This is a genomic window from Lutibacter sp., assembly GCF_046055765.1.
Taxonomy (GTDB): Bacteria; Bacteroidota; Bacteroidia; order Flavobacteriales; family Flavobacteriaceae; genus Lutibacter.
The window spans coordinates 1-19505 of record NZ_JASFZF010000029.1; the positions used below are offsets into that span (position 1 = coordinate 1).

At 28.4% G+C, this 19505-nt stretch carries 17 protein-coding genes and 1 pseudogene; 1 reads left to right on the forward strand and 17 read right to left on the reverse strand.

Going from position 1 to position 19505, the window contains the following annotated elements; genetic code table 11:
* The 17 genes and pseudogenes from QM495_RS03205 to QM495_RS03285 form a co-directional block, all read right to left on the reverse strand.
* Nucleotides 1–180, reverse strand: a pseudogene (locus QM495_RS03205) (glycosyltransferase family 1 protein); the annotation flags it as partial.
* The gene (locus QM495_RS03210) at nucleotides 177–1313 is read right to left on the reverse strand and encodes a glycosyltransferase family 4 protein (RefSeq protein WP_408670667.1); all 1137 of its coding nucleotides are present in this window, start codon (nucleotides 1311–1313) and stop codon (nucleotides 177–179) included. The pseudogene QM495_RS03205 and the gene QM495_RS03210, both read right to left, overlap by 4 nt.
* Nucleotides 1304–2686, reverse strand: a complete 1383-nt coding sequence (locus QM495_RS03215) for a hypothetical protein (protein ID WP_408670668.1) — start codon at nucleotides 2684–2686, stop codon at nucleotides 1304–1306. The genes QM495_RS03210 and QM495_RS03215 overlap by 10 nt, the downstream gene beginning before the upstream one ends.
* A complete protein-coding gene (gene neuC, locus QM495_RS03220) occupies nucleotides 2687–3814 on the reverse strand; it encodes a UDP-N-acetylglucosamine 2-epimerase (RefSeq protein WP_408670669.1) in 1128 nt (375 codons plus the stop codon).
* 182 nt (nucleotides 3815–3996) lie between these two features.
* Nucleotides 3997–5037: an N-acetylneuraminate synthase family protein gene (locus QM495_RS03225; RefSeq protein WP_408670670.1), complete on the reverse strand. Its 1041-nt coding sequence runs from the start codon at nucleotides 5035–5037 to the stop codon at nucleotides 3997–3999.
* A gap of 189 nt (nucleotides 5038–5226) precedes the next feature.
* Nucleotides 5227–5895, reverse strand: a complete 669-nt coding sequence (locus tag QM495_RS03230) for a cytidylyltransferase domain-containing protein (RefSeq protein ID WP_408670671.1) — start codon at nucleotides 5893–5895, stop codon at nucleotides 5227–5229.
* Nucleotides 5882–7003, reverse strand: coding sequence for a glycosyltransferase family 4 protein (locus QM495_RS03235; protein ID WP_408670672.1), 1122 nt, complete (start codon nucleotides 7001–7003; stop codon nucleotides 5882–5884). The genes QM495_RS03230 and QM495_RS03235 overlap by 14 nt, the downstream gene beginning before the upstream one ends.
* The gene (locus tag QM495_RS03240; RefSeq protein ID WP_408670673.1) at nucleotides 7004–8035 is read right to left on the reverse strand and encodes a glycosyltransferase family A protein; all 1032 of its coding nucleotides are present in this window, start codon (nucleotides 8033–8035) and stop codon (nucleotides 7004–7006) included.
* Nucleotides 8036–8050: 15 nt separating this feature from the next.
* Complete coding sequence (locus QM495_RS03245) at nucleotides 8051–8773, reverse strand: class I SAM-dependent methyltransferase (protein ID WP_408670674.1); 723 nt, start codon at nucleotides 8771–8773, stop codon at nucleotides 8051–8053.
* Nucleotides 8773–9696: an NAD-dependent epimerase/dehydratase family protein gene (locus QM495_RS03250; protein ID WP_408670675.1), complete on the reverse strand. Its 924-nt coding sequence runs from the start codon at nucleotides 9694–9696 to the stop codon at nucleotides 8773–8775. Before QM495_RS03250 ends, QM495_RS03245 begins: the two co-directional genes overlap by 1 nt.
* Nucleotides 9697–10035: 339 nt before the next feature.
* Nucleotides 10036–10905: a glycosyltransferase family 2 protein gene (locus tag QM495_RS03255; RefSeq protein ID WP_408670676.1), complete on the reverse strand. Its 870-nt coding sequence runs from the start codon at nucleotides 10903–10905 to the stop codon at nucleotides 10036–10038.
* Nucleotides 10884–11825: a glycosyltransferase family 2 protein gene (locus QM495_RS03260; protein WP_408670677.1), complete on the reverse strand. Its 942-nt coding sequence runs from the start codon at nucleotides 11823–11825 to the stop codon at nucleotides 10884–10886. The genes QM495_RS03255 and QM495_RS03260 overlap by 22 nt, the downstream gene beginning before the upstream one ends.
* Nucleotides 11826–11829: 4 nt before the next feature.
* Nucleotides 11830–12906: a glycosyltransferase gene (locus tag QM495_RS03265; RefSeq protein ID WP_408670678.1), complete on the reverse strand. Its 1077-nt coding sequence runs from the start codon at nucleotides 12904–12906 to the stop codon at nucleotides 11830–11832.
* 15 nt (nucleotides 12907–12921) lie between these two features.
* Entirely contained in the window at nucleotides 12922–14196 is a 1275-nt protein-coding gene (locus QM495_RS03270; RefSeq protein ID WP_408670679.1) for an ABC transporter ATP-binding protein, read from the reverse strand.
* 360 nt (nucleotides 14197–14556) lie between these two features.
* The gene (locus QM495_RS03275; protein WP_408670680.1) at nucleotides 14557–15426 is read right to left on the reverse strand and encodes an ABC transporter permease; all 870 of its coding nucleotides are present in this window, start codon (nucleotides 15424–15426) and stop codon (nucleotides 14557–14559) included.
* 426 nt (nucleotides 15427–15852) lie between these two features.
* Nucleotides 15853–16923 carry an NAD-dependent epimerase/dehydratase family protein gene (locus QM495_RS03280; protein ID WP_408670681.1) on the reverse strand — a complete coding sequence of 357 codons (1071 nt, stop codon included), beginning with the start codon at nucleotides 16921–16923 and terminating at the stop codon, nucleotides 15853–15855.
* A gap of 170 nt (nucleotides 16924–17093) precedes the next feature.
* Entirely contained in the window at nucleotides 17094–17387 is a 294-nt protein-coding gene (locus tag QM495_RS03285; RefSeq protein WP_408670682.1) for a GIY-YIG nuclease family protein, read from the reverse strand.
* A 402-nt stretch (nucleotides 17388–17789) separates the two neighbouring features.
* Here QM495_RS03285 and ftcD point away from each other — a divergent pair, with 402 nt between their 5' ends.
* Nucleotides 17790–19481 carry a glutamate formimidoyltransferase gene (gene ftcD, locus QM495_RS03290; protein WP_408670683.1) on the forward strand — a complete coding sequence of 564 codons (1692 nt, stop codon included), beginning with the start codon at nucleotides 17790–17792 and terminating at the stop codon, nucleotides 19479–19481.
* Nucleotides 19482–19505 lie beyond the last annotated feature (24 nt).

Sequence of the window (19505 nt, forward strand, 5' to 3'; positions counted from 1 at the left end):
ATTTATAAAATCATACTTACTCTCTATCCTAGAAACCTTTTCCCTAGAAACTGGTGCAACAATTTGTACTTCATCCACATATTTTATCCATAAATTCATTTCACGCACATAAGGTTCATAAGCATAAATCTTATTCCCTTTAATTTTATGAACGGCGTGTGTAATAATGGCAAACTTCAAACTATTGAGTTATAAAAATTAATATTTTCTTTTACTAACTTAGTAGAATTAAACTTATTAATAACTTCATTTTTAGCATTTTCACTTAATTTAATTGCTAATTCTTTATCTATTAAAATTTTTATAATTTTTTTAGCAATATCTGCTGGTTCATATGGATTACATTCCAAACCAGATATTTTATCAGAAATAATTTCTTTAAAAGGAATTATATTGCTAAAAACTATGGGTTTACGTATCGCCATAGCTTCTATAACCGTTAGTCCAAAAGATTCCATATGCGATGGATATACACATACATGAGCTTTTTTTAAAATTATAGGTATTTTATTATAAGGTACAGCTCCATAAAATTTAACCGCTTTTAAATCCGCTTTAGAAATAAATGTTTTTAAGTATGTAATATAGGACTTTACCGTTTTGCTAGTCCAATCTCTACCAACCAAGTGTAATGTTGTGTTTGGAATTTTATTTTTAACTATTAAAAATGCCTCCACTAATTGTTTTACTCCTTTTTTTTCACAAATAGTACCTATAAAAATTATTGAATTTTTATCTATTTTTACGTCATCATAAATTTGAAACCTACTAAAATCAATAAAATTATATATGGTTTTATAGGGAAGTTTAAATTGAAGTAACTCTTGTGTAGTTTCACCCACATAATTACTAACTGCAATTAATGCATCTACTTTTTTAAATGATTTCTTTTCCTGAAAAGAACGCCAAAAAGCAGGTTGTTTATTTAAAGTTATCGCAAAAAAATGATGACCTCCATGCATACGTATCACTTTTTTATATGAAGTTTTTTTAGGTAAAAAAGTAAAAGAAAGTTCAGAACCTTCAACAATATCAATAGTATTTTTTTGATGAATTTCTTTAATTTTTTTTCGAATACGATAAGAATTGAAAATAAACTTGCCAAATTTAGCAGAAGATTTTTTTATTCTGTATATTTTAACACCTTCATCTGATTCTTTACCTACATTTTTATTGCTATTCGTTATTCCAATAACAGAAACTTCAATCCCTTTTTTTATTAAATTTCTTGCTAAATTTTGTACAAATGTACCTATGCCACCATGTGGTAAATCTTTATAAGGATATTCATTGGTTAAATAAACTATGTGCATGAGATTAATGTATTTGCTATATTTAAAGAGGCTGATTTTCTGTGCTCAGCAATGCTGTTTATCCAATCATTATTATCTAAATTTAAGTTTTCATAAAGACTATTTAATACTAAAATAATTTCTTTATTTGAATTTACCCATAAAACTGGATTTAAACCTTCCATACTTTTAAAATGTTGAAACTGATATATGGTTTCTATATTCCACTTTTTTGAATTAATAGTATTGTAATTTAAATAGATTGCTGGTTTGTTGAACATAGCAAAATCATGTGCCATTGTTGAACCTACATTTATAACTGCATCACAATAAGATACTGTACTTACTAAAAGCTCAATATCATCATAAGTTGGATAAATTATTTCCCAATTAGATGTATTGCCTTTATCAAAATTCCATAAAGGTGGTGCTTCTTTTATTATATCAGGATACTTTGAAATAATACTTTGAAATCTACCCGAAACATCTACTGGTGCTCGTCTTAACAAAATTTGAATATTTAATTTTTCTTTTTGAATTTCAGAGGCTAAATCACCAAGATAATTAGAATCAAAAGGCGAAGTCAGTTCATCATCTCCTGAAAAACAAATTATTTTTTTTGATAGATCTAGCTTATATTTATTGTAAAAAACTTTTTTATCTAAAATGAATTTGTTGTTATAATAAAATTCAAATTGCGGTGTTCCAGTTATAATTATACTATTATTTTTAATTTCTGGATAGTACAAATTTAACTCCTCTTTCATATACTTTGACCAAACTACATATTTATTCGTTCTAATCGTTAATCTGGCTTTTGGTAAATTATCCCAAGAAAAAATAGCTCCAACAGTAACAATACCCATTTGTCGTGCTGCACTAATTAAAGGAACAGCATTTATGGCTCGTTGATGTGTAGAGAAAATAACATCTGGGTTTATAGATTTTAATAACGATTTCTGAGATCCACATTTTTTTGAAAGAGAATTATCGTACAGATCTTCGAACTTTAAAATCCTTTTATATTTTTCCGAAACATATTTCCCAACTATTTCAACAATTCTGTAAAATATTTTTTTTATTAAACTTGACTTATTTGGTCTCCAATTTGTCAAAATTGTAACATTACCAGTTATTTTAGTATTATTAAGCAATCTTGCATAACAAATGGCTTCTCTTAAAAACTTTTGAAAATAGCTTTCTCTATAATATGGTATTCTATATGATTTGAACTTAGTTTTATGAACGCTATAAATTTCTTCAATAGCTTCAGTAGAAACTAAATGCAATAAAATTATTTCACAATTTTTATGCTGTAAATACTCTACCAATTCAGAATATAAGTAGTTTCTAATACCTGTCCCATCAGGAATAACAAAGCAAATTTTTTTCATTTAGCTATTTAGATCCTTAAATTGTTTTTGTTGACTTATTTCCCAAAATGTTCTCTTACTCAAAATTTTTATAAATTTTTGAGCAGAATTCCCTCCCCCAAAATTATTTTTAAGTACTCTATCCGGAACTAATTCTGCCAATTTAATTTGTTCAAGTATATCCATTTTTGAATAGTTACAATTCAAAATAGTTTTGTTTAAAACTCTGTTTTGCTGTCTAGTACCCACATTAATAGTTGAAATTCCATAATATGGTGACTCTCTAACTCCTGCACTTGAATTCCCAATGATAAAATCTGTATTTTTTAGTAAAGTTAAAAAATATTCAAATCGTAATGATGGTAAAATTCTAAAGTTTTTGTATTTCTTTAATTTTTGATAAGCATCTAGTATTATTGAAGATCCTAAATCATTATTGGGATAAATAACCACATAATTTTTATTACTTTCTATAAGAGCTGAAACAAAATTTTTAGCATATTTTTTGATATGTCCAAATTCAGTAGTTACAGGATGAAACATGGCTATTGCATAATGGTTAAAAGTAATATCATAATATTCTTTCACTTTATCAATGGTAGGTAAATCCCTAGAAAACATAATATCTACGTCAGGTGACCCTATCTCAAAAATAGAGTTAGAAAGTTCCCCCATCTGTATCAATCTTTTCTCTGCTTCACTATTTGAAACAAAATGGATATGACTTAATTTACTAACAGAATGCCTAATTAATTCATCAATTGTTCCTGAAATTTCACCTCCTTCTATGTGTGCTACTAGCACGTTATTTAAACTTCCTACAATAGCACCTGCTAAAGCTTCAACTCTATCACCATGCACTACAATTAAATCTGATTTTAATTTTTTAATATATGCAGAAAAGCCTTCAATAGTTTTAGCTAAAGTTAAATCCATAGTAGTTTCATGAGTAAAATTTTCAAAAGTTGAAATATTTTTAAATCCTGCCTTTTCTACTTCTATTAGCGTATAGCCATATTGCCTTTGTAAATGCATTCCTGTTACAAAAATATGGGATTCAAATGCTTCATTATTTTGAAGAATTTGTAGTAGGGATTTTATTTTACCAAAATCTGCACGTGTGCCTGATAAGAATACTATTTTTTTCATTAATTACAACTTCATTTTATAAGTTTAAATTTCTTCTCGATACAATTTTCTTCCGAAAATCACTCGAAGTGACATTTTTAATATAATTTTTTAAGTACTATTTAAAATAATACTTCACTCTTTCCGTCTGTTGAGTGGTTTAGTAAGAATAGAATTCTTATAAAACTGTATTAAGAACTCATTTATTCAATATCCTCCCAATTCAATTGTTCATCATTTAAGATATCTCGTTTTGCTACTTTCCCTATAATTGAATTAAATTTTTCTGCTAAAATCTCTCCTGTTCCAGGGCGTTTAACCCAAATATTTTTCTTAGAAAATAACGCTCCTTTTTTAATGTTTGAAATACTACAAACGGTTGCAAATGCAAAATCAATAGTTACTTGTTCTTCTTTTGCTGGTTTTTTAGTGCCGCCTCTCATCTGCCATATTTCCTCAGTTCCTTTTATTAGACCTAAACAAGCCTGCTCATCCATGCTACATACAATATCTGGTCCTGTGCGTTTCATAGTATCTGTAAAATGACGTTCTAAAATACTTACTCCTAAAGCTACAGCTCCTAAACATGCGTTGTTATTAAGAGTGTGATCTGATAAACCAAATACCTTATCTGGAAATGCTTTATGCATTTCTAATAGTGCTCCATAACGTACTAACTCTGGTGGTGTTGGATATAAATTAGTAGTATGCAACAATGCAATAGGAACTTTATGCTCATCAAAAATTTCAACTGCTTTTTTAATACTTTCTATGGTATTCATTCCTGTACTTAAAATTATAGGTTTTCCAAATGTTGCAATATGTTCTAATAACGGATAATTATTACATTCTCCTGAACCTATTTTATAAGCTTTAACCTGCATTCGTTCTAACCTATCTGCGGCAGCTCTTGAAAATGGAGTAGATATAAATAACATTCCTTTACTTTCTACATATTCTTTTAATTTATACTCCTCTTCTTCATTTAAAGAACAACGCTTCATTATTTCATAGATAGAAATATCCGCATTCCCTGGAATTACTTTTTTTGCAGCTCCACTCATTTCATCTTCTACAATATGTGTTTGATGTTTTACCACTTCAACTCCTGCTCTTTTTGCTGCGTCCACCATTTCAAATGCGGTTTGTAAAGAACCTTCATGATTAATCCCTATTTCAGCAATAATTAACGGTGGATAATCAATTCCTATTTTTCTTCCTGCTATTTCTATGGTTGGGTTCATGCTTCTATATTTTATTTCTTTAATATTTCACTCTTTTCGTCTGTTTGAGTGGTTTAATAAGAATGGAATTCTTAGTAAAACCGTATCGAGAACTCGTGTAAATTACTTCTCGATACTATTTAACTCCATTTCATTTCGTTAAATCACTCGAAGTGACGTGTTTATTATGCTCATCCTCAAAATAATACTTTACTCGAAATGACGACTTAACAAATATTCTGCATATTCAAAATCTTCTTTTGTATCAATATCTACTTTAGCAAACGGATGATTGACTATAAAAGGGTAATTATTTTCTCCTAAAATTTTATCTTCTAAAATTAAGGACGCTTTTGTAATATACAATAGCCCATTTTCATAATATAATGGCTCTAAATTCTGACTTCGTTGTCCAATTTTATAATTAAAAGGTTCAAATTTATTATTGATGATTTTTCCAAATTTCTGATGGTTTCTACTTACGGTCATTAAGCTATCATATTTTCTATCTTCGTATTTTTTTAACGCATCTTTTAAAAGGTTTCTTGGTCTTAATGGATTTGTTGGTTGTAATAAAATTATATTTTCAAACACTTCTTTTACGTTTTCCAATACATGTTTTAATGCAGAAACCGTAGTTGCATTATCTCCAGATATTTCTTTGGGTCTATCTACTACTACTGCCCCATTTTTTAAGGCTATTTTTTTTATAGCTGCATCATCTGTAGTAACAATAATTCTATTTATTTTATTTGCTTTAGCGTAATTTATACTATGCACTAATAAGGGAATACTTCCTAACAAGGTCACATTTTTATTAGGGAAACGTTTTGAGCCTCCACGGGCTGGGATGATTGCAATAGTTTTAATGTATCTCATCTTTTAAGATTAATTTTAAAATGCTAGTGCTCCAATTTTTATAGTCATAAATTTTGTTTGGAATATTCTTTAAATAAATATTTTCAAAATTATTATTGGAATACTTTTCAATTTCCTCTTGAATGGCTATGCTCCAACTTTTAGGTTGACTAGGGTTCTTAACAAGCCGACCATATAATTCATTATTTAATATTTCTTTCATCGGATCAATATCTGAAGCTAAACAAGTTGTTCCACATTTTAAAGCTTCTCCAAGTGTTAAACCAAATCCTTCATTACATTGCGTTGAAAACAAATAAAAATCAGCAAGCTGATAATATTCTGGCAATTCAAAGTTAGGTATTTTGCCCAACCAAGTAACATTTTTAATTTCATTAGTTTTAGCAGCTCCTATAACCAATAACTCAATGTTATTGAATTTTTTTATTAGTTTTTCCCAAGCTTTTAAAATTATTGTTAAGCCTTTTTTTGGTCTATCTTGCGATACCCATAAAAAAATAAATTTTTCAGTGGTAATATTTTTTTTATTTTTAAGTATTGCTTTTTTATTTTGGTTAATTCTAAAAAACTTTTTACCATCTATGCCGTTATATATTTGAAAAATATTGCAAGTACCTTTTTCAATTTCTTTTTTTTGATAATTTATAGAAGAGTTTGTTTGAATTATAAGCGTATCAATTGCTTTATAAAAAGTATTCTTTTGAGTTTCCGTAAAGTTATAATTATACCCACACATATGAAAAACTATCTTTATTTTGTTTTTTAACTTATTTTTAGTTACATAATAATTAATTGCAAATAAAATATTAGGGTTGTCTATTATATGAATTGTAACATTTGTTGTAGAATTTATTATTTTTTTAAGAGCAGTCCAATATACTTTGTGTTTATAGTATGGTATAAGTTTTCCGATTTTGTAAGTTAATAATGTAGGCTCTTTAATAAAAGAATATTTAATATCACTAATTTTCTTAATGCCTTCTGGTGCTATTATATAATCAAAAACAGTTATGTTTTTACGTATTAATTTAGTATATCTATTTGTCCAACTTGCAATTTCCGGATTAGGAATAGGTACATGAGAAATAAAAACCGTTTTTGAAGCCATTTAATAATTGTTTACTTTTAAACCTAATAATTGAAAATATATTTTTCTAACTTTTTTTATTTTAATAAATACAACATATAGCATTTTTCCAATTATTTGTCCATATTTTGAAATTTTTTTAGATTTTATTTTTATAACCTTCTCATTAAATTGGTTTTCATTTTTATTTGAAATTATTTCATTAAACAATACAGTCATCCATTTTTCTACTTTATTTCCTAAATGATATGCTAAGTTATTTGTGGTTGCTAATCTTAAATAACCTGAGTTATCGTTAGGAGAATCTATATAGTCGCTTTCACTACCTCCAACAATTTTAAACTTAGAAGGGCAATTAGGTGCTTTTCTAAAAATATCAGATTTCACTGTAGCTACAAAATGACCACAGCCTACAACGGCATTAAATTTATTTTTATTTTCAATAGTTAAATACTTTTGTAAATGTGCTGTATTGTACATTTTTCTGCCAATGCTTTGTTCAAATTTAAGCATTCCTTCAGGATTCTCAACATTGCTAAATTTAAAAAGACCTTTAAAAAATCCATAAAAGTAGGTGGAATTTAAAAATGCTCCCCTATAACCAATACTACTAGGCACTGGAGAAACCATACCTGCATTTGGAAATTCTAAAAACACTTTTTCCACTTCATGTTGCCAACCTTGTGCAAACAGAACATCAGCGTCTGTAATTGTAATTAGCGGTTCTAAATTACCTTTAACTACAGCATTAATTGCATTTACTTTCCCTAAGTTTATTTTAGAATTTAGTAATTGATCAATACAAGTATTTTCAGCATATTTTTTTTCTAAATACGTTGTTACTTCGCTACAACAGTTATTATTAACAATACTTACACGAGTTTTAACATGTATGGTTGCTAATAAACTTTCTATATTATATTTTAAAATTTGTAGCCCATCTTTAAAATAGTCTTCTTCTAAATTTGGAATATAAACTGGTATTATAACTCGGTGATATGAGTTAATGGATATTTTTTTATTTTTCTTTTCAGGGTTTACACCTACTCGCATAAAATTTATAATATATTAATGACTTAAAGGTTTGCTTGAAAAATTATTTCCTTTTTTAATTACTCCATACATTTTTTCAAATTGAAGTTCTCCTGCTATCTCTTTATTCCAGTTAACTAATATTTCTTTTTCTCCTTTTCTTCTTGTATCATCTAAAAAAATAGACACATTTTCAGCTAACTTATTTTTAATTAAAGGTATGGCTGGATATCTTGAATATATAGAATATCCTGTGCTAGGACCATCAACTACCACCAAATCTATGGCAACATCTAAACTATCTATTGCTTCCTTTACTATTTTAAAATCATACCAATATTTATTATCATACTTTGCTAATTTGGTTTGGTGGTGTTCTTTTAATTCTCCTACCACAAGCTTAATTTTATCCTTGCAATTATATTTCTCTAATTCTTTTGAAATTATTTTTTTCCACTCCATATTATTATCAATGCTTAAAATTTTAGTTTCTAAGTTGTTAACTTGTACAAAACGTGCTATAATAATGGTAGAAATACCAGAACCAAATTCTACAATTTGCTTTCGATTATTTAATAATATATCATTTAAAATATGTACAATAGTATAGGGATTTAATGAAAATGGCGTAAAGGGTAAGTATGCAAACTCAGGAAATAATTTTAAAATAATTTGCATTGCATAAGCATCATCATTGCTTCTATGAAGCTTATCTATACGCATTGGTAATTGTAAAAAATTTTTAATTTTTAAAACCATTATTTATTTTTTAGTTCAATTAGTCTTTCAATTCCATCTTCTGGTTTAATTAATGTTTTACCTAAAATTAATTTCATTTTAGTAATATCGGGACATCTTCTATTCATATCTCCTTCTTTCAGTGCAGGCAAATGAATTATTTTTGAAGAACTATTTGTTAGTTTAATAATTAACTTTGCTAACTCAACAATATTATATTCAACATCATTACCAATATTTATTACATCATTACTAACCAAGTTATTCTTATAAATTTTTAAAATAGTATCAATATTATCATCAATATAACAAAAGGTTCTTGTTTGAAGTCCATCTCCATAAATAGCAATATTTTTATTTTTTAAGGCTAAATTAATAAACTTCGGAATTACAAAATCTTCACTCTGATTTGGCCCATAGGTATTAAAAAAACGGAATATAGTATAATCCAATCCAAACTCTTGTTGATATGATTTTAAATAGGCTTCCCCAACATTTTTTACAATAGCATAAGGTAGTTTTGAATTTAAAGGAGTTGTGTGCTCATTTTGGGGGATTTCAAAAGGCTCTCCATATACTTCTGAGGAGGATGAATAATAAACTTTTTTTACATTGGTATTTTTTGAAAGATTTAAAATATTTTCAAATCCTTTAATATCTTCCAAAACCCATAAAGGATTGTTTAATGTTCTTTGAACGCCTACTACCGCTGCAAAATGAAATACATATTCAAAATGAAAAGTATGAAATATAGCTGAAATATCATTATAATTATTTACATTCCCTTTAATGAAGATTATATTTTCTTTTGTTGGTAATTTAGCTGTACTTCCTGTTAATAAATTATCGACTACAATAATTGTATTTTCTCTATTTTCTGAAAGTCTTTTTACCAAAGAACTTCCTATATTTCCAGCTCCTCCTGTTACTAATATATTTGTCATGCTACTTTTTTAATATTTTATAAATCATTATTTAATATATATTTACATACTTATTGTACGTTTTGTCTCTTTGAACTTAGCATTACACCAGTTTAGTATTTTTTGATAAAAATGATATCAAGAACAACTGCTTTTGACTGAAAAAACTACTCTCGATACTAATTTTAAACCTAAAAAGGTTAAAATTCACTCGAATTGACGTAATTTTATCCTAATGCACAACAGTGCATTTACATTTTTTTTAATCTTTACATTTCTAAACTTGTATTATTTTATTAACAATACTCATATATATTTATCATCTTATTTCTTTATATTTTCAAATTTACGTCTATATTTTTAAACTAATTTACTTAAGGTTTTAGTAGGTGTTAAATACTTATCAAATAAATTGAATTGAATTTTATTTTCAGGATGCACCAAATTCCATCTTCTTAATGCAGATTTTAATAATAAATAAGCTATCCTATAATTTATTATTAAATTTTTTATACCCATTTTTTTGAAGTTTTTTAGCATCTTGTATTCAATTCCAATATATTTTATCTTTTGCAATGAAAGTCTCTCTTCATTTTTATATTCCCTGTAAAATGCTAAAGGCTCGTTTATATAATACACTTTGTGTCTATAAAATAATCGTTGATAAAAATCTAAATCTTCACCAACCTTAATTGATTCATCAAACATTAAGCCTGATTTAAAAGCTTCTTTTCTAATTAATGGAGTTGGCGATTTTACCACCCAAACTCCCAAAGCATTCCAAAAAACATATCCTGATCGCTTATGAATTTTATTAGGTGAAGCACCTATAATTATTCCTGTTGAAGTACCATTTTCATCAACAATCATAGCCGAAGAATGTACTAAATCTATATCTAGATTGCTGTTTAAAAATTCAACCTGCTTTTGCAACTTATCTTCTCTCCAAAAATCATCATCGTCTAAAAAAGCAATATATTCTCCTTTTGCTTTTTTTATACCAAAATTACGAGCTGATGATAACCCTCCATTCGTTTTATAAAAATATTTACAATTTGGGTGCTTATTGCAAATTGACTCTGCATAATTCATTTTAGAACCATCATCTATAACCAAAATTTCAATATTAGTATAGGTCTGATTTACTACGCTTTTCAACGTTTGTTTTAAATAATTTGGTCTATTGTAAGTAGGGATAATTACACTGACTAAAGGTTTGTACACTTCCATAGCTTTTTATAAAATTGGACTAAAATAAACTTTACTAAAATCAAAAAATATTTGATTTTTATTAATCTTGCTCCTCTCAAATTAATTACCACCGAAACATCAAAAATATCTCTTTTATTTTTCCAAACATAAAATCTAATGTAATGCCTTAAAAATGTATTAGTCTTAATTTTTAAATTAAAAAAAATCAAATATGCTATTTTTTCTATATATAACTGCTTCAATTGTGTATTTCCTAGCTTTTCCGTTGTTGAATTCTCATGTCTTCTAAAATAATTTAAATTTTTATTTAAGAAAACAAATGTATTATGTTGTAACAAAAATGTCCATAAAAATTGATCGGATGACTGTTTATAACTAAATATTTCATCGGGTACTTTTATTATTGGTTTTCTAAAAACTACACTGCTACCGTTTGTTATGTAGGTATTAAAAAGCGTTCTATCATTAAACACTTTAGAGTCAAAAACTTTATAATCTCCTTTTTTAACACCTAAATCACTTGTTCTTTTATCCGAATTATATAAATAATTTTCATTTATATCTACATAGTTACTAGTACAAAATGAAATCACTGCATCTGTTTTTTCTAATATATTAATTTGTTCTTCTAAAAAGTATAAATTTGAGTAATCATCAGTTTCTGCAATCCATATATATTTTGAGGTTGCTAATTCAATCCCTTTTTGCCAAGATGTATATCCACTGCCTGTATTTATTTTATTAACAATAAAATAAGAAACTTTACTTTTATTTAAAGCTATAAAATCTTTTAAAATTTTCAAACTATCATCCGTGGAACAATCATCTATAATAATTAACTCCCAATCATTATAGGTTTGATTAACTATAGTTACTAAACGTTTTTTTAAAAATTTAGCATGATTATAACTCGGTAAAATAATAGAAACTGTGCTCATACAATTATCTATTTTTTAAGATTTTAGTCCAAACAGTTACAATATCCTGTTCTTCAACTTCTAGTGCATATTCTTCCAAAATAAACTTAGAAGCTTTAATACCTTTTTCTTGTAATTCACATTTAATTTTGTCATAATTTAATAATAAATATTCAAGTTTTTTGACATATTGTTGTACATTTCTATCTGCTATTGGGTAAGAAAATTCATCTCTAAAATATTCTATTCCTCCATTACCAGGATAACCAATAACCACACAACCGGTTGCCATAGCCTCTGCTGGTGGCATACCAAAACCTTCATTTATACTAAAACTTAAAAAGAAGGTACTCTCTCTAAATACTTTTGCGACTTCTACTTCAGGCAGATTATCAATTTCTATAAGTGACCAATTTTTTAGAGCTCCTCTAAACTTTAAAATATTAATTACTTGTAGTAAATCATTTTTTAAACGTCTAGGCATAAATGCTATTTGCTTCTTTTTAGTTGCTTTATAATAAAACACCTTTTTATCAATTCCATAATGAATTCTATATACGTTAATATGTGGAAAAGCAAGTTCTATATAATTTTTTGCATCTTCTGAATTAACAATTACTGCTACTAAATCTTCTTCTATATAAGGAGACCTTAAATTATTTAAATTCAAATTATACTTAAAAAACGTTTGATAAGCTCCTTGATTGTAAATTACCTTTTTAACGCCTTTAAAAACGTCACCAATATAAGGCCCATAAACTTCTGGAATAACTAGAATATCATTTGCTGTTATAATTGTACTATTGTTTTTATTAGTAAATAGTTTAATTATTAAAATTGTTTTTTTTATATAGCTTTTTAATATTTTTTTTAATGTTAAATTAGATTTTGTATTACGATTTAAATAATAAAACACCTTTTGATTGTACACAACTTTTGTGCTATTGGCAAACCATGTACATCTAAAATTAGATTTTTCATGTAAAATATAAGCATTAAACCCATTGTTATTTAATACATCAACTTGCCGATAAATTTGTTTTATACCACCTGAAGGCTTATTAATATCTGGACAAATAAAATATAAATTAGTTTTATTCATAAATTCATCATACACTTAAATGCTTGTTCCTATAAATTCCATATCAAAGTCTAAATTAATTCTACTTTCTAAAACTGGGACTTGTCTTCCAATATTATAGTAATCTCCCTCAACAACTTCAAAATAAATTGCATTTTGTAACCAATCTGATCTTTTTTTATCAACATAAATATCTGTACTAATATAATATTCACCTTTATTAAGGTTAAGTTTTGGTATTTTAAAAATTATCTTATATATATCTAATATTACTTCTTTATCAAATAAGTAATTACTCATCCAAGCTATTCTCTGTCCTAAATAATCATCAATTTTTAAATCAAATCGAATATCCGAAGAACATAATTTAGTAGGGTTATACATATCAAATTCTATATGAAAAGGTTTTCCTACTTGCGGTTTTAAAAATTTAGTTTCACCATAAATTAAAACATTATCAACTTTAAAAATTCCTGATCCAATCCTGTTTTTAGAATTTGAAAGAGATAAAATATTTGAACTATTTATTAAATATTCTTGTATTGCCTGTTCAATTCCTCCAGTAAACACAATTAATCCTTGCTCCAACACAATTCCTCTGGTACATAAATTTTGAACCGCTGCCATATTATGGCTTACAAACAACACCGTTCTCCCTTCGCCTTTAGAGATATCTTGCATTTTACCAATGGCTTTTTTTTGAAATTCTGCATCACCAACTGCCAACACTTCATCAATAACCAAAATATCAGGTTCTAGGTGTGCTGCCACTGAAAATGCCAAACGAACTGTCATACCACTACTATAACGTTTTACAGGTGTATCAATATACCGTTCACAACCAGAAAATTCAATAATCTCTTCTAGTTTTTCAGAAATTTCTTTTTTGGTCATTCCTAAAATAGCACCATTTAAAAAAATATTCTCTCTACCTGTCATTTCAGGATGAAAACCAGTACCAACCTCTAATAAGGAAGCTATTCTTCCTTTAGATTTTATACTTCCTGTGGTTGGCCCAGTTACTTTTGAGAGTATTTTTAATAAGGTAGATTTTCCTGCTCCATTTTTACCAATAATGCCTAGTACTTCTCCTTTTTGCACTTCAAAATTAATGTCTTTTAATGCCCAAACATAATCTGAAGTTCCTTTGGTAGCGCGGTCATTTACTTCTCCTACTTTTAGAAAAGGATCTTCCTTGCCACGAACCCTATGCCACCACCTATTTAAATCGTGACTTATAGTGCCAGTACCTACAGTACCAAGGCGGTATTGTTTTGAAAGGTTTTCTATTTTTAAAATGGTGTTACTCATTGTTTCTTTTCATTATAAAACACTTCAACAAGCTCAGTGTGACAGCTTTATAAAAGCATTTCTTAACTCGTCATTGCGAAGTTTTAATTAAAACTGTGGCAATCTGATTCTTAAAAACAGATTACTTCGTCGTTACTCTCCTCGTAATGACGTTTATTTCGTCATTGCGAATGTTAATGAAGCAATCCGTTTCTTATTTAAAAGATTATTTCGTCGTTACTCTCCTCGTAATGACGTCTGTATTGTCAGTCTGAGCTTGTCGAAGACTTTTTATTTTTTATTCTCAAAACACTTCAACAAGCTCAGTGTGACAATTATAATCTTTATTCTTTCCCATTCCCCCTTTGGGGGTTAGGAGGCTTAAACCGTATCAATAAAACTTTTCTCGGTTCTATTAAATATTAATAAACCTACAAAAAATATGATAATGGTTATTATTACAGAATATATAATTCCATGTAAATCAAATTTACCATCATTTAAAAGTAAATTTCTAGAGGTTTCTATAATATGCGCCATCGGATTATACTCTACAATCCAAGAATAATCTGCTAATTTTTCTTTCACTAATGAAATTGGGTACATAACAGCTGATACGTACATCAATAATTGTACTCCAAAACCAACCAAAAAAGTTAAATCTCTATATTTTGTTACCATTGATGAAATTATCATACCCAATCCCAAACCAAGCATCCCCATTATAACTATTAACAACGGATATAATAAAACGAATGAATTCGGCACAATTTCAAATCCTTTAAAAACGTAATACACATAAAAACCAATAAATACGCCTAATTGAATACCAAACTTTAATAAATTTGAAATTACAATAGATATTGGCATTATAATTCGAGGAAAATAAACCTTTCCAAATAAACTGGCATTCTTTTTAAATGTATCTGAAGTTGCTGTTAAACACTCTTTAAAATAGTTCCAAGAAGTAACGCCAGCTAAATTGAATAAAAAAGGGGGAATATTTCCTGTATCAATACCTGCAATTTTATTAAAAATTATAGTAAATATCACCGAAGTAAACAGTGGCTGAATCAAATACCATAATGGTCCCAAAATTGTTTGTTTGTATAGTGTTACAACATCTCGTTTTACAAACAACATAAGCAAATCTCTATAGTGCCATACTTCCTTTAAATTTAAAGAGAAAAGTTTGTTTTTTGGGGTTATTTCAAACAACCAATCTTCGTTATTTGGTGTTTTTTTATTCATATTTTAATTTACAACTTCTTAAAACACTTCGACAAGCTCAATGTGACAGCTATAGTTTTATTATTAAATTTTAACGGTTGTAAATATAGGGTATTGCCATAGAATTTGAAAATTAATTTTAAGAGTTTGTTTTGTTACGTCATTGCGAGAAGTTTGCGACGAAGCAATCTATTTCTTAGTATGAGATTGCTTCAATCGTACCTCTTTCGTAATGACGAAACACTACTTCATCTCCAGCTGAATCGGAATCTATTTATTAAGAACTCCAAATCATGAGATCCCCAGTCAAGTTGCGAAATGACTCTCGTTTCGTCATTGCGAATGAAACACAGTGAAATGAAGTAATCTGTTACCGTTCATGAGATTGCTTCAATCGTACCTCTTTCGCAATGACGGTTAGACAGAACTCTCTACTTTTTCACATTTTCACTTCTTCTCTCTTTCCAATTCCAAATACTTATCTACAAAAGCTTTTATTCCTTCTTTAATGGTAGTTTGTGGTTTAAAATTTATATAATTAAACAAGCTTTCAACATTTGCATAGGTAGATTGCACATCACCAGGTTGCATAGGCTTAAACACCATTTTACCTTTCTTATTCAATGCGTTTTCTACCGCGTGTACATAATCCATTAAAGCAACCGGACTATTATTCCCAATATTAAAAATTTGGTATGCTTTGGAACTTTTAGAAGGAACTGGTTTTTTAGCATTAAATGCTGGATTATTTTCTTTTGGAGGAAGTGAAAGTAATCTTTTTACACTTTCAACAATATCACCTACATAGGTAAAATCACGACTCATATTTCCATTATTAAAAACTTCAAACTCTTTATCTTCAACCATTGCTTTAGTAAAAATATGCAATGCCATATCTGGTCTTCCCCAAGGTCCGTACACCGTAAAAAAACGTAATCCTGTACACGGGATATCGTATAAATTAGCATACGAATGAGCCATCATTTCATTTGCTTTTTTGCTCGCTGCATACATTGCCAATGGGTGATCGGTACAATTATCTTCTCGAAACGGAATATCTTCACTTAAACCATATACCGAACTTGAAGATGCAAAAACTAGATGTTCTACAGGAAATGCTCTACAACTTTCTAAAATATTTAAAAATCCCGTGATATTACTATCTACATACGAGTGTGGATTTTCTAAAGAATATCGAACACCTGCTTGTGCAGCTAAATTAACCACATAATTAAATTGTTGCTCTTTAAACAAGGCTTTAATATTCTCTAAATCGGTTAAATCTAATTTTATAAAAGTAATATTATCTTGTTGTAATAATTTATTGTATTCAATTTCATCCGTATTAAACCCTAAATCTTGTAACCGTGCCAGCTTTAAATTTGGATCGTAATAATCATTGATATTATCAAGACCAACAACTTCAAAATTAGAATTAATTAATAATTTTGCTAAATGATGGCCAATGAAACCTGCCATTCCGGTAATTAACACTTTTTTTATAGTTATTTTATTCATTTTTTAAATTTTGTTTTCAAACACTTCTCGATACAATTTTTTCAAAAATCACTCAAAGTGATCCTTCGACTACGCTCAGGACAGGCTAAATATTAACTCTTACTCGTCAGTTCGAGTGATTTTAAAACAAATAGCATTTGTTTTAAAATTGTATCGAGAACGAGAACCTTTTACTTTTTAAACTTCTTTTTTGCTAAATTAATTAAACTATCATATTCATTATTAATTAAAGCTTCTTTTTTTGCTTTAGACCACTTTTTTAGTTGTTTTTCTTTTTCAATTGCAATAGTTACATCTGTAAATTCAGCATAAAAAACTAATTCCACTGGTCTTCTTTGATGTGTGTAACTGTTTTTATAAATACCTGATTGATGTTGGTTTACTCTATTTCCCAAATTGCTAGTAACTCCAGTGTAATACGTATTATCTGAACATTTTAGAATATATACATAGCTCTTATTCATTATATTTTACTTAGTACCTATATTTAACTCGTCAGTTCGAGTAGCAAACGTATCTCGAGAACCTTTTACTTTCAATTACTTCTCGATACAATTTTTTTTCAAAAAATTACTCGAAGTGACGCGTTCATGCCTGTTTCGTCAGTTCGAGTACGCAGCGTATTGAGAACTTTCACCTTTCAAAACCCTTCTCGATACAATTTTTTTTCAAAAAATTACTCGAAGTGACGCATTCATACCAGTTTCGTCAGTTCGAGTAGCAAAGCGTATTGAGAACTCATCCACACTTCAACAAAAATAGAATTAAATTATAAAATGTGTTAACATATCTTTTATTTATTTTGAAATAGCACCTACAAATATCAAAATATCGCCTTAAATTTGATGCATAAAATTTTGAAACTCATGAAGAAACAATTAATAGAATGTGTTCCTAACATAAGTGAAGGACGGGATATTGTAAAAATAAATACAATTGCCAAAGTTGTAGAAACTATTGAAGGAGTTAAATTACTAGATATTGATCCCGGAAATGCTACTAATAGAACGGTAATTACTTTTGTTGGCGAGCCTAAAAGTGTAATTGAAGCTGCTTTTCAATTAATTAAAAAAGCTTCAGAACTGATTGATATGAGTAAACATACTGGTGAACATCCTCGCTTTGGAGCTACTGATGTTTGTCCGTTAGTACCAATCTCTGGAATTACTTTAGAAGAAACTGCTGTTTTTGCGCATCAATTGGGTGAACGTGTAGGAAAGGAATTAGGAATTCCTGGATATTTTTATGAAAATGCTGCTAAAGAAGAAAAACGAAAAAACTTAGCTAGTTGTCGTTCAGGTGAATATGAAGGTTTAAAAGAAAAATTAGCAAATCCAGCATGGAAACCAGATTTTGGTCCTACTAAATATAATTCAACTATTGCTAAAACAGGTTGTACTGCAATTTCAGCACGTGATTTTTTAATTGCGTATAATGTAAATCTAAATACTACTTCCACAAGAAGAGCAAATGCTATTGCTTTTGATATTCGTGAAGCTGGAAGAGTAAAACGTGAAGGAAATCCTTCAACAGGGAAAAAAATATTAGATTCAAAAGGTATACCTGTTCGTATCCCTGGAAAATTAAAAGCGGTTAAAGGAATCGGTTGGTTTATTGAAGAATATGGTATTGCACAAATTTCATATAATTTAACCAACATAACAATTACATCAATGCATATTGCTTTTAACGAAACTGTTAAATGCGCCACAGAAAGAGGTTTAAGAGTTACCGGCTCAGAATTAATAGGATTAATTCCTTTGAAGGCGATGTTAGATGCAGGTGATTATTTTTTACGTAAACAAGAACGATCTTTAGGAATTTCAGAGGAAGAAAAAATAAAAATTGCCGTAAAATCACTTGGATTAGATGATTTAAAACCTTTCAATCCAAAAGAAAAAATTATAGAATACTTATTGGAAGATTCTACAAAAAAACTAGTAGATTTAACTATAAGTGGTTTTGCAGAAGAAACTGCTAGTGAAACTATGGCTCCAGGTGGTGGCTCAATTGCTGCTTATGTTGGTGCTTTAGGAGTATCATTAGGTACTATGGTTGCTAATTTATCGGCACATAAAGCTGGTTGGGATGCTAAATGGGAATTTTATTCTGATTGGGCTGAAAAAGGACAGGTTTACAAAAATAAATTATTGTTTTTAGTTGATGAAGATACCAATGCTTTTAATAAAATTATTGAAGGGTTTAGAATGCCTAAATCTACTCCTGAAGAAATAACTACACGCAAAGAAGCGGTTGAAAACGCTACAAAATATGCAACTGAAATTCCGTACCAAGTGATGGAAACTGCTTATAACTCTATGGAAGTAATGTATGCTATGATAAAAGATGGGCTACAAAGCTCATTGTCCGATGCTGGAGTTGGAATTTTATGTGCTAAAACTGCTGTTGTAGGTGCCTATTTTAATGTACGTATCAATGCAAAAGACATTAAAGACCGCGTTTTTGCTGACACAATTTTAGCCAAATCAAAAGATATTTTTGATAAAACTATGATTGTTGAAAAGGAGGTTATGGATTATATTGATGGGAAAATGTAATATTTCTGAAAAAGAAAGAAATCA